Here is a 10,978-nt window from a genome sequence, read left to right as displayed (position 1 = left end):
TCACCGGGCCGCGTGCCGCCCACTCACGCGCGGCTGCCGTTGCGCGCGGCGCGGCCGCCGACGATCTCCACGGTGTCCACGTCCGCCACCCCCAGCGCCAGGAGCGCCTGCCCCGTGGCATCCAGCTCGTCCTCTATCGTTCGCAGCCAGCCCCGCACCACTTCGTCGGGGAGGCGGTGCCTGGCGGACAGTCCGACGACGAATCCGGGCGACGCGATGGCTGGCAGGACGGCCATCGCGTCGCGGCGCTCGTGCGATGTGCACAGCCAGTCCACGTCGCTGATGAGGATGGGGGCGGCAAGGCCGACGTCGTGTTCGTCGCACGGGAGGATGAGCATCGTGTTCCGGCCGCGGTCGTGGTGACCGATGACGAGGTCGATCACGCCGGCGGCGAGCGGGGCGTCGTCGAGCGGGAGCGTGTTCCAGTTGTCGGGGAGGTCCTCGAATCTCATGCCCCGAGTCTCGGCGCTCCCGAGCGCCGGCGACAGCCCCGCGGCGCGTTCTGTGTAGCCGCCGGAACGCCCTGTGGACAAATGGATCCGCGGGAACCCGGAGGTGGCCGGACGCGTCTGGTCAGGACTCGTGCCGGAACCCCACCTTGATGGTCACCTGCCAGTGGGCGACCGCCCCGCCGTCGAGCTTGCCGCGGACGGACTGGACCTCGAACCACTCGAGGTTCCGCAAGGTCTTCGACGCCTCCGCGACCGCGTTGGCGATGGCCTGGTCCGTTCCGTCCGGCGAGGAGCCGACGATCTCGGTGACGCTGTAGACGTGGTTCATGGTGACCTCCGGAGTGCGCGCGGCGACGTGTGATACGGATCACTCTACGGTGGTCCGCGCGCTCGGCCACCGGCGTAGGGTCGGGAGGTGAAAGTTCCCGTTCCAGAGGAGGATCGAGATGCCCGACGTACGTGCACGAGCAACCACGCTGGCCGAGCTCCACGAATCGGGTGAACTGACGGTCCTGCCGACCGTGTGGGACACCTGGAGCGCCCGGGTCGCCGCCGATGCCGGCTTCAAGGGACTGACGGTGGGCAGCCACCCCGTCGCCGACGCGATCGGCAGCGCGGACGGGGAGAAGATGGACTTCTCCGAGTACCTGCGCGTGGTCAAGCGGATCACGGACGCGGTGTCCGTTCCCGTCAGCGCGGACGTCGAGTCGGGCTACGGTCTCGACCCTGCCGAGTTGATCACCCGCCTGCTCGAGGCCGGGGCCGTCGGCGCGAACATCGAGGACGTCGTGCACCGCGAGGGCAAACGCGTCCGGGACCGTCAGGAGCACGCTGACTACATCGCCGCCGCTCGCCGCGCGGCTGATGACGCCGGGGTTCCCTTCGTCATCAACGGACGCACCGATGCCGTCAAGCTGGGAACGGACGTCTTCCCGGACCCGGTGGCGGAAGCCGAGGCCCGTATCGCGCTCATGGAAGATGCCGGAGCGCGATCGGTGTACCCGGTGGGCGTGACGACCGCCGATCAGCTGACGCGTCTCGTGCAGGCGGTGACGATCCCCCTCAACGCGACCGCCCATCCGGTGAAGGGACACGGCGCCGGCGACCTGGCGGCCCTGAAGAAACTCGGTGTGCGCCGGGTGTCCTTCGGCCCGCTCTGGCAGATGTGGCTCGCCGAGGCCTCCGCCGACCGGTTCGTCGACTGGCTCCCGGAGAACGGCTGACGTCGCCGACCGGGCCGATCAGGCCGCGGGCCCGCTGCCAGGGTGAGACGGTGGAGGCATGGACACCCCTCCCGAACCATCGCTGCCGGACACGAAAGACTGGACGACCGTTCTCGAGTCCGGCTGTGACGACTGTGGATACCGGCCTCACGACCCGGCTTTCACGAGCGACCGACTGGCTTCCGCCCGCGACCGGTGGCTCGCCGTCCTCCGGCGGACCGGGGTCGAGCGGCGACCGTCGCCGCGGGTGTGGTCGCCGCGGGAGTACGCGGGCCACTGCCGTGACCTCATCGAAGTCCTGGGGGACCGCATAGCGGCGATGCTCGACCGAGCCGAGCCGACCTACGACGATTTCGACGGCGAGGCGGCGGTCGTCGAGCACGGGTACTGGCGCAGCGACCCGGACGATCTCGCCCGCCGACTCGACGCCACCACCGCTCGGACGCTGAAGGTTCTCGACCGCGTCGGCCCCGCGGACCGGGACAGGACCGGTCGACGCGGCGACGGCTACGTCTTCACCGTCGCCTCTCTGTGCCAGTACATCGTGCACGACGTCGAACACCATCTGGGTGACGTCGACGGGTGAGAACGCGCGGTCCCTGTTTCCCGCCCCGGGGCCTCGCGGGCGGGCTCGCCGACCGGCCCGTGGTCGGCGCCCACGCCGTCGCCCAGCGGCGTCACGCACCTGACGTTCCAGCGGCGCCGCTGACGGGGGCGTGTGTGAGGGTCCGGCGCGTGGCGAACCGTCGGGGCTCGCCGGTGACTGGGTCGGTGAACCCGAGCTCGCGGGCGAGGAGTTGCAGCGGCAGGTCGGGGTCGTCGGGGGCCTCGGGCAGCAGGTCGGGGTAGCGCCGGTCGCCGAGGATGCCGATCCCCAGCGCGGCGAGGTGCACGCGCAGTTGGTGGAGCCGCCCCGTGCGGGGCCGGAGGAGAGTCTGGACGACGAGCCGCCCTGAGGCGCTGTGTCCGGTCCGGAGCACGTCGACGAGGGTCTCGGAATTGGGCGGTAGCCCGGGGTGGAGGGTGACGCGCAGCTCGCCGCGCCGCGACCGGATGTGCTCGCGGTGGGTCACGGGTGCCGGGCGGCCGGCGAGAAACGGCGCGGCCGGGTCCCACCCGGGCGGGCGCGCGGAGACGGCCTCGTAGACCTTGGTGACCTCTCTCCGCTCGAACATGGACTGGTAGGCGCCGCGGGTGTCGGCGCGGGCGGAGAACATGACCACCCCGGCGGTCTCGCGGTCGAGTCGGTGGATCGGCGTGATGTCGGCGTTGCCCAGGCGGGTGCGTAGCCGGACCAGTGCGGTCTCGCGGAGGAAGTGGCCGGAGGGGGTGGTGGGGAGGAAGTGCGGTTTGTCGACGACGACGAGGTGGTCGTCGCGGTGCAGGATCTCCTCCCGGTAGGGCAGGGTGGGCTCGTCGGGCAGGTCACGGTGGTACCAGACGAACTCGTGCGTGCCCAGCGGTGTGTCGTGGTCGATCGCCCGGCCGTCGGCGCCGACGATCTCGCCGGCGGAGATCCGGCGCCGCAGCTCGCGTGGGTCGAGGTGGTCGAACCTCGCCTCGATGTACTCGGCGATGCCCGCCCACGAGCCGTCGGCGGGGACTCGCAGGCGGGTGGGGCTGACGCCGTCCCGGACCGGTAGAGGCGGCGGTGCGGGCACGGTCACACGTCCTGTCCGGTGACCGTCCGCGCCGGCTGGAAGTCGTTGTCGAGACGGCTCGGGACGTACATGGTGTGCTCGGGCCCGACCCCGGCGCGGCGGACGACCGCGGAGAAGAACACCCGCGCGGCCGGCAGACACCCCACGCACTGCTGTCCGACCGGCGTGTGTTGATCCACGGGAGGATCGTGTCACGGTTGCGACCGGTCCGCAGCGGGCCGCGCGCCGAATAGGGTGGAGGTCGCCCGGCAGGAGCGATGCGGAGGCGAGAACGGTGTGGGGTGGGGAGATGGCGCAGCGCGAGGCCGGGTCGGACCCCGCCACCGAGCCGTCGGTGGGGGATCCGCCGCTGGTCGGCCCGGTGCCCGCGCCCGGCCTCCACGTCATGACGTGGAACATCCGGCGGCCGGTGCCCGCTGCGCTCACCCGGCCGGCGGACCGGTGGCATCACCGGGCGCCGCGCGTGCGGGCGCTTCTCACATCCGAGCGGCCGACCGTTCTGTGCGCGCAGGAGGTGGCCGCCCGACAATTCGCCACCGTGCTCGAGGCCCTCGGCCCGGGCTACGACCACGTCGGTCGTGGCCGCTCGGCGGGCGGCGGGGGAGAGGCGTGTCCGATCTTCTTCGACGCGACCCGTCTCGAGCTGCTGGGCTGGGAACAGTCCGCCCTGTCGGACACGCCTCACCGTGCCGGGTCGGTGTCCTGGGGCAACCTGTTCCCCCGGGTGATGGTCGAGGTGCACCTTCGCGACCGGGTCACCGGTCGCGACCTGCTGGTGGTCAACACACACCTCGACCCGCTGTCCGGCCGGTCCCGGCTGCGCTCCGCCCGTGCCCTCCTGGAGGTGGTGGCCGCACGGGGCCTGCCGGCCGTCGTGACGGGCGACTTCAACGCGGGCCCGTCGAGCCCGGCCGTGCGCACACTCCTCTCGGACGGGGTACTGGTGGACAGTTGGCGGGTCGCCCGCGCCCGGCACAGCGAGCAGTGGGGCACCTACGCCGACTACCGGCGGCCGCGACGGGACGGCGCCCGGATCGACTGGATCCTCGCCACTCCCGATCTCTCGGTCACCGACGCCGCGATCAACCCGCTCCGCCACGAGGGCGGGTGGCCCTCGGACCATCTGCCGGTGCACGTTGTGGTGCACCCGGCCGGTCCGGGCGATGAGGAGCACAGTGGGCCGCGAGACGAGACGCGAGGACAGGGAGGAGCCCGGCGGACGTGATCGACAACTTCCTGCGCCCCGCCGGGAGCGCATTCCAGACGGTGGCGGACGCCCTGCGCCTGCTCGGCGTCCTCAGCGTGGTCTCGGCCCTGCTGTTCCACGGGGTGACGGACGCCGCCATCGTGGCCTTCGCCCTACCCGGACACATGCTGCCCCGGTTCCTCGGCATGCGCGCGTGGGCGGACGTCGCCGTGTCGGCCACGCTGCTCGTGGCGGCGTGGAGCAACGTCGTGGACCTCTACCGAACCGTCTGGTGGTGGGACATCCCGATCCACTTCTTCCTGGCCGCCGCCCTGTCGGTGGTGGCGTACGTGTTCTGCGCACACCGCGGGATCGTGCGGGCGCCGGGTGCCCGCGGGTTCACCGTCACCGGCGCGGTCGTGCTCACCACGGCGTTCGGGCTCGCGCTGGGCGCGATGTGGGAGATGGTGGAGTGGTTCGGCTACGCCTACCTCGCAGACGAGATCTACGTGACCTACGAGGACACCGTCGGGGACTTGGCGGCGGGCGGACTCGGCGCGCTGCTCGCCGGCGTGCTCATGGCCCGTGGCCCAGAGTTGCTGCTCCCCGCGGCCACGCTGCCCGCCCGGCCGGCGCCCGCCTACGGCACAGGTAGGTCTCGGCCCGCCCGTCCCCGGAGCGAGCTGCACCGTTCGCGACGAGAGCCGGCCTCGTCGTCGTCGCCGTACCCACGCAGGCGCGAGGCGCGGCCCACACCACCATCGCGATCCGGAAGAGGGAGACGAGTTCGGTCGAGGAGGGCTCCGCGGCCGGGCCGGCAGGCGGTGGCGCCCGGCGTGGCGGCACCGGGTGACCATGGGCGTTCGGCCCGCCGTGCCGCCCGTGCCAAGGTGGAAGCCATGACCTCCTCGCCGTGCACCCGTTCCGACGGTGACCCCCGCGCCCTGCCGGGGTTCCGGCGCACCTTCGCGCCCGGCCGACTCACGCTCGGCCTCGGGTTCCCGATGCGGAGCCGGACCGACAGCGACGACGTCCACGACCCGGCGGCCCAGGTGCGCCTCGCCCGGGCCGCCGAAGCCGGCGGTTTCGCCGCCCTCTACGTCCGTGACATCCCGCTGCGCGTGCCGTCCTTCGGCGACGTCGGTCAGGTCTACGACCCGTGGATCTACCTCACCCACATCGCCGCCCACACCTCGCGGATCGCGCTGGGCACCGCGGGCATCGTCCTGCCGGTGCGGCACCCACTGCACGTGGCCAAGTCCGCGGCCAGCGTCGACCGGCTGTCGGGCGGACGGTTCCTGCTGGGATTGGCGTCCGGCGACAGGCCCGAGGAGTTCCGCGCGTTCGGCCTCGAGCAGGGCGAGCGCGGTGAGCGGTTCCGCGAGAACCTCCGCGTGATGACGCACGCCCTGACCACCGAGATGCGCGGGATCCGGTGGTCCGGCGGATGGATGCACAGCGCGGACGTGGTGCCCAAGCCCACCGCCGCGTCGGTTCCGGTCATCATGATCGGGTCGTGTCAACAGAGCGTGGCCTACCTCGCCGCGCACGGGGACGGGTGGATGACCTACCCGCGCGACTTCGACGCCCAGCGGCGCACCGCCGCACAGTGGAGGGACGCGGTGGCCGCCGCCGCGGCCGGCGGAGTCGGCGACGTGAACGACGACGCCGACAGGGTCGACGGGGAGGTGTTCAAACCCTTCGCGCAGTCGCTGCAGATCGACCTCTCGCAGGACCCGGACGAGTCAGCCTCCCCGATCACCTTCGGCTTCCGGATCGGCCGGCGCAGGCTGGTCGACCACCTCGAGGACCTGAGGGGGATCGGGGTCAACCACGTGCAACTGGGTCTGGGGGCCTGCCGTCGCCCGGTCGGCGAGGTGATCGCCGAGCTGGCCGAGTACGTGGTGCCCCACTTCCCGGCCCACGCGCACTAGGGTCGCCGGACTCACCGGAGCGGCTCCCGTGCGCGTTCCCGCGGCCGAGCGTCTGGCTGCCCGGCGAGGGCCGCACTTCTGCCAGACTCGATGATCACGGCGACGGATCCCGGTCGATCCGCCGCGAGCGCCGACGAGGAGGCCCCGTGGGGATCTCGATTCTGTGGTTCCGCCGCGACCTGCGACTGTCCGACCATCCGGCGCTGCTCGCGGCAGTGGAGGCGGGGGATGAGGTGCTGCCCGTCTTCGTCCGCGACCCCGGCCTGCTGTCCCGGGCCGGCGCGCGAGCCGACAGACTGGCGGCGTCGGTCGCGGCGCTGTCGGCTGACACCGGGGGAGCGCTGGTCGTGCGAACCGGCGATCCAGCCCACGTCATCCCCGGGCTGGCCGCGCTCACCGGTGCCCGCGAGGTGCACGTCAGCCGTGAGTCCACGCCCTACGGACGGCGCCGGGACGCACGGGTGGGGGCCGCGCTCGAGGCCGACGGCCGCCGGCTGGTCGAGACGGGGTCGCCCTACGCCGTCGGGCCCGGCCGCGTTCTCAACGGCAGCGGCCGTCCGTACCAGGTGTTCACCCCGTTCTCACGCGCGTGGCGCGAACACGGGTGGCCCGCGCCCGGACAGCGGCCCCGGGACGTCCCCTGGGCGGCGGTGCCCTCCGGGGGGCTCCCCGGAGTCGACGGTGACGGCTGGGGACGCGGCACGGCGGGTGGCGTGGTTCGCGGTGCGGCCGGAGACGCGGGGGAGGCCGCGGCCCTCGCCCGGTGGCGAGCCTTTCTCGAGGATGACCTCGAGCACTACGGACAGCAGCGCGATCGCCCCGATCTGGACACCACGAGCCGCCTGTCCGCGCCGCTGAAGTACGGCGAGATCCACCCGCGCACGATCCTCACCGACCTCGCGGCGCACCCCGCCGCCGACGGCGAGGGGGCCCGCCGCTTCGTCACCGAACTCGCGTGGCGGGAGTTCTACGCCGACGTCCTGTGGCACCAGCCCCGGTCCGCCTGGCGAGACCTGCGTGACGCCCTCGCCGGGATGCCGTACGACCGGGGTCCCGAGGTGGACGACCTCGTCGAGGTCTGGCGACGGGGCCGGACGGGCTTCCCGTTCGTCGACGCGGGCATGCGTCAGCTCCTCGCGCAGGGGTGGATGCACAACCGCGTCCGGATGGTCACCGCGAGTTTCCTGATCAAGGACCTGCACGTGTGGTGGCCGGTCGGCGCCCGGCACTTCCTCGACCACCTGCTCGACGGCGACCTCGCCTCCAACAACCACGGATGGCAGTGGGTGGCCGGCACGGGGACGGACGCCTCCCCGTTCTTCCGCGTCTTCAACCCGGTCACCCAGGGGCAGCGCTTCGACCCGGACGGTGACTACATCCGTCGGTGGGTCCCGGAGTTGCGGCATCTACCCGGGGCGGCCGCGCACGAGCCCTGGCGGTGGCCCGACGGCCACGATCACGGGTACCCGGAACGGATCGTGGATCACGCCGAGGAGCGGCTCGAGGCGTTACGCCGGTACGACCTCGTCAGGAACGGCTCCTGATGATCAGGCGGGTTGCGGGCGGCGGTCAGTCTGCCACGTGCAGCAGCTCAGTTTCTCCCAGGGGGGAACAGGCCGACGTGCCACTCGCCGGCGAAAGGGGTGCGGTATCCCGCGTCACGCAGGAGTTCCGCTACGGTCGGCACCGGGTGGTCGAGGTATCCCTCGTAGCCCGGCTGCATGTACTGGTTCAGCTCATGCAGCGGCTGCATCACGCCGAGGCCCGCGGGTGTGGAATCCCCGGCCCGATCGGTGGTCTGTCGGGCCGCGGCGGAGGGGCCGACCGCGCAGCTGGGCCGACAATGCCTAGGCTGTGCGCATGAGCTCCGGAACCGACATGCCTCGCCCAGGACACGCGGCCACCGGCCGCGAGGTCGACATCAAGCCCCGAAGCCGCGACGTCACCGACGGGCTCGAGAAGACCGCCGCCCGCGGGATGCTCCGCGCGGTGGGTATGGGCGACGACGACTGGGTCAAGCCGCAGATCGGTGTGGCCTCCTCATGGAACGAGATCACCCCGTGCAACCTCTCGCTCGACCGGCTGGCCAAGGCCGTCAAGGACGGGACTCACGCCGGAGGCGGTTACCCGCTGGAGTTCGGCACCATCTCGGTGTCCGACGGCATCTCGATGGGCCACGAGGGGATGCACTTCTCGCTGGTCTCGCGTGAGGTGATCGCCGACAGCGTCGAGACCGTCATGAGCGCCGAGCGGCTCGACGGCTCTGTGCTGCTCGCCGGCTGCGACAAGTCCCTGCCCGGCATGCTCATGGCCGCTGCGCGGCTGGATCTGGCGAGCGTGTTTCTCTATGCCGGGTCCACCCTTCCCGGCTTCGCCAAGCTCTCCGACGGAACGGAGAAGCAGGTCACGATCATCGACGCCTTCGAGGCCGTCGGGGCCTGCTCGCGCGGTCTCATGAGCCGGGAGGACGTCGACACGATCGAGCGGTCCATCTGCCCGGGCGAGGGCGCGTGCGGCGGTATGTACACCGCCAACACGATGGCGAGCGCCGCCGAGGCGCTGGGTATGTCCCTGCCGGGCAGCGCGTCGCCGCCGGCCCCGGACCGCCGGCGCGACGACTACGCCAAGGCGAGCGGCGAGGCCGTGGTCGAGCTGCTGCGGAAGGGCATCACCGCGCGCGACATCATGACCAAGGAGGCATTCGAGAACGCGATCGCAGTCGTCATGGCCTTCGGTGGGTCCACCAACGCGGTCCTACACCTGCTCGCGATCGCCAGCGAGGCCGAGGTCGAACTGACCCTCGACGACTTCGCTCGCATCGGCGCCACGGTGCCGCATCTGGCCGACGTCAAGCCGTTCGGTGCCCACGTCATGACCGACGTGGACAAGATCGGTGGCGTCCCCGTGGTCATGCGGGCGCTGCTGGACGCCGGGCTGCTCCACGGTGACTGCCTCACCGTCACCGGCCGCACCGTGGCCGAGAATCTCGCCGACATCGCTCCGCCGGACCCGGACGGCAAGGTGCTCCGAGCTATGTCCGAGCCGATCCACCCGACCGGCGGGATCACGATCCTGCGCGGGTCGCTCGCCCCCGAGGGTGCGGTGGTCAAGTCCGCCGGTTTCGACTCCGACGTCTTCGAGGGCACCGCGCGCGTCTTCGAGCGCGAACGCGCTGCCATGGATGCTCTCGAGGACGGGACCATCACGGCGGGCGATGTCGTCGTGATCCGCTACGAGGGTCCCAAGGGCGGCCCCGGCATGCGTGAGATGCTCGCCATCACCGGTGCGATCAAGGGCGCCGGCCTGGGCAAGGACGTCCTGCTCATGACCGACGGGCGCTTCTCGGGTGGCACCACCGGGCTGTGCGTCGGCCACATCGCCCCGGAGGCCGTGGACGGTGGACCGATCGCGTTCGTGAAGGACGGCGACCGGATCCGACTGGACGTCTCGCAGGGGACCCTCGAGCTGCTGGTGGACGAGTCCGAACTGCGGTCCCGGCGCGAGGGGTGGGAGCCCCTGCCGCCGCGCTACACCCGCGGCGTCCTCGCCAAGTACTCGAAGTTGGTGCAGTCCGCCTCGACGGGCGCCATCTGCCGCTGAGGCCGGCCGCGCGGAACGCCGCGCCGCCCGCTGACGCGCGGGCGGCGGTCAGCCTCGCCTGACCGGGGGAGCGTCTCCGGACAGGGAGGCCGGCGTCATCGAGATCCGCGAGGAGGATCCGGTGATCTGGCCCGGTATCGCCGCGGTCGGTGCGGGTCAGTCGAGGACGGTGCCGTCGTCGAGGTGGGAGAGCGAGCCGCCGTCAGGGCGCTCCCCGGTGGCGAGGTAGACGATGCGGTTGGCGATGCTCACGGTGTGGTCGGCGAAACGCTCGTAGTACCGCGCCAGCAACGCCAGGTCGACCGCGCTGACCGACCCGTGCGGCCAGTCCTCCGACGAGATCTCCTTCATGAGGTCGGCGTGGAGTTGGTCTACGGCGTCGTCGTCGTCGTTGAGAGTCCGCGCCTTGTCGGCGTCGTGGTCGCTGAGCAGGGTCGTGAGCTGTCGGGCCATCACGCCGTCGCGGCGGGCCATCTCGCGGATGAGGGGGACGACGGGCTCGGGAACGACCGGGTGCGGATGCCGACGTCGGGCCACTCGTGCGATGTGGCCGGCGAGCGCGGACATCCGTGTGAAGTGTTCGACGATGTAGATGCCCGAGACCACCTGGCGGAGGTCACCGGCGACAGGCGCCTCGAGTAGGAGGAGCTCGAAGGCGTGCTGCTCGCTCACCTCACGGAGGTCCTCCAGTTCGGCGGCGCCGTCGATCACCTCTGTGGCGGCGACCTCGTCAGCGTCGAGCAGGGCGGCGGTGGCGCGCTCGAGCAACCGGGTGTTCGTCTCACAGAAGCGGATCAGCTGGTCCTCGAACTCGTCGAGCTTGGATCGGAAAACAGTACGCATGACACCACTGTAGTTGCGCGGTCGGGGCTCCGGCTCTCCGTTCTCCCAGTGTTCACCGCGCCGCCCTCCGGAAAGGGGG

General features: G+C 71.8%; 12 protein-coding genes. 6 read left to right on the top strand and 6 right to left on the bottom strand.

The features are described from left to right. Window positions 1–23: 23 nt before the first annotated feature. Together DPA01S_RS04720 and DPA01S_RS04715 are read right to left on the bottom strand one after the other, a co-directional pair. Window positions 24–452: a hypothetical protein gene (locus DPA01S_RS04720; RefSeq protein ID WP_061227615.1), complete on the bottom strand. Its 429-nt coding sequence runs from the start codon at window positions 450–452 to the stop codon at window positions 24–26. A 121-nt stretch (window positions 453–573) separates the two neighbouring features. After that, on the bottom strand, window positions 574–780 hold the full coding sequence (locus tag DPA01S_RS04715) for a dodecin (RefSeq protein WP_007629964.1): 207 nt from the start codon (window positions 778–780) through the stop codon (window positions 574–576). A 118-nt stretch (window positions 781–898) separates the two neighbouring features. Here DPA01S_RS04715 and DPA01S_RS04710 point away from each other — a divergent pair, with 118 nt between their 5' ends. Together DPA01S_RS04710 and DPA01S_RS04705 are read left to right on the top strand one after the other, a co-directional pair. Next, entirely contained in the window at window positions 899–1,675 is a 777-nt protein-coding gene (locus DPA01S_RS04710; protein WP_061227616.1) for an isocitrate lyase/PEP mutase family protein, read from the top strand. 58 nt (window positions 1,676–1,733) lie between these two features. Then, window positions 1,734–2,261 (top strand): DinB family protein, encoded by a 528-nt coding sequence (locus DPA01S_RS04705; protein WP_061227617.1) that lies wholly within the window; start codon window positions 1,734–1,736, stop codon window positions 2,259–2,261. Between the two features lie 91 nt (window positions 2,262–2,352). Here DPA01S_RS04705 and DPA01S_RS04700 read toward each other — a convergent pair whose 3' ends face one another. Beyond that, on the bottom strand, window positions 2,353–3,342 hold the full coding sequence (locus tag DPA01S_RS04700) for a pseudouridine synthase (protein WP_061227618.1): 990 nt from the start codon (window positions 3,340–3,342) through the stop codon (window positions 2,353–2,355). Then, window positions 3,339–3,515: an HAD family hydrolase gene (locus DPA01S_RS16710; RefSeq protein WP_156482525.1), complete on the bottom strand. Its 177-nt coding sequence runs from the start codon at window positions 3,513–3,515 to the stop codon at window positions 3,339–3,341. The genes DPA01S_RS04700 and DPA01S_RS16710 overlap by 4 nt, the downstream gene beginning before the upstream one ends. A 110-nt stretch (window positions 3,516–3,625) precedes the next feature. Here DPA01S_RS16710 and DPA01S_RS04695 point away from each other — a divergent pair, with 110 nt between their 5' ends. The 3 genes from DPA01S_RS04695 to DPA01S_RS04680 all read left to right on the top strand — a co-directional run bounded on the left by DPA01S_RS04695 (window position 3,626) and on the right by DPA01S_RS04680 (window position 8,000). Next, a complete protein-coding gene (locus tag DPA01S_RS04695) occupies window positions 3,626–4,561 on the top strand; it encodes an endonuclease/exonuclease/phosphatase family protein (protein ID WP_061227619.1) in 936 nt (311 codons plus the stop codon). Beyond that, complete coding sequence (locus DPA01S_RS17540; RefSeq protein WP_311200969.1) at window positions 4,558–6,456, top strand: LLM class oxidoreductase; 1,899 nt, start codon at window positions 4,558–4,560, stop codon at window positions 6,454–6,456. Before DPA01S_RS04695 ends, DPA01S_RS17540 begins: the two co-directional genes overlap by 4 nt. Before the next feature lie 152 nt (window positions 6,457–6,608). Further along, window positions 6,609–8,000, top strand: a complete 1,392-nt coding sequence (locus DPA01S_RS04680; protein ID WP_198150714.1) for a cryptochrome/photolyase family protein — start codon at window positions 6,609–6,611, stop codon at window positions 7,998–8,000. Window positions 8,001–8,047: 47 nt separating this feature from the next. Here the strand turns inward: DPA01S_RS04680 and DPA01S_RS16255 are convergent, their stop codons facing one another. Continuing rightward, complete coding sequence (locus tag DPA01S_RS16255; RefSeq protein WP_239550338.1) at window positions 8,048–8,209, bottom strand: sulfatase-like hydrolase/transferase; 162 nt, start codon at window positions 8,207–8,209, stop codon at window positions 8,048–8,050. Window positions 8,210–8,316: 107 nt separating this feature from the next. Between DPA01S_RS16255 and ilvD the strand changes: the two genes are divergently transcribed. Beyond that, window positions 8,317–10,056 (top strand): dihydroxy-acid dehydratase, encoded by a 1,740-nt coding sequence (ilvD, locus tag DPA01S_RS04675; RefSeq protein WP_232303018.1) that lies wholly within the window; start codon window positions 8,317–8,319, stop codon window positions 10,054–10,056. Window positions 10,057–10,212: 156 nt separating this feature from the next. Here the strand turns inward: ilvD and DPA01S_RS04670 are convergent, their stop codons facing one another. Continuing rightward, complete coding sequence (locus DPA01S_RS04670; protein ID WP_061227621.1) at window positions 10,213–10,899, bottom strand: phosphate signaling complex PhoU family protein; 687 nt, start codon at window positions 10,897–10,899, stop codon at window positions 10,213–10,215. Window positions 10,900–10,978 lie beyond the last annotated feature (79 nt).

This window comes from Dietzia papillomatosis NBRC 105045, assembly GCF_001570845.1.
Taxonomy (GTDB): domain Bacteria; phylum Actinomycetota; class Actinomycetes; order Mycobacteriales; family Mycobacteriaceae; genus Dietzia; species Dietzia cinnamea.
This window is presented reverse-complemented; position numbering and strand designations above follow the sequence as displayed.

Coding starts and splice junctions, on each gene's coding strand:
- DPA01S_RS16255 (WP_239550338.1), bottom strand. CDS start 8,209: ATGCAGCCGCTGCATGAGCTGAACCAGTACATGCAGCCGGGCTACGAG.
- DPA01S_RS04715 (WP_007629964.1), bottom strand. CDS start 780: ATGAACCACGTCTACAGCGTCACCGAGATCGTCGGCTCCTCGCCGGAC.
- DPA01S_RS04710 (WP_061227616.1), top strand. CDS start 899: ATGCCCGACGTACGTGCACGAGCAACCACGCTGGCCGAGCTCCACGAA.
- DPA01S_RS04695 (WP_061227619.1), top strand. CDS start 3,626: ATGGCGCAGCGCGAGGCCGGGTCGGACCCCGCCACCGAGCCGTCGGTG.
- ilvD (WP_232303018.1), top strand. CDS start 8,317: ATGAGCTCCGGAACCGACATGCCTCGCCCAGGACACGCGGCCACCGGC.
- DPA01S_RS04720 (WP_061227615.1), bottom strand. CDS start 452: ATGAGATTCGAGGACCTCCCCGACAACTGGAACACGCTCCCGCTCGAC.
- DPA01S_RS04670 (WP_061227621.1), bottom strand. CDS start 10,899: ATGCGTACTGTTTTCCGATCCAAGCTCGACGAGTTCGAGGACCAGCTG.
- DPA01S_RS04705 (WP_061227617.1), top strand. CDS start 1,734: ATGGACACCCCTCCCGAACCATCGCTGCCGGACACGAAAGACTGGACG.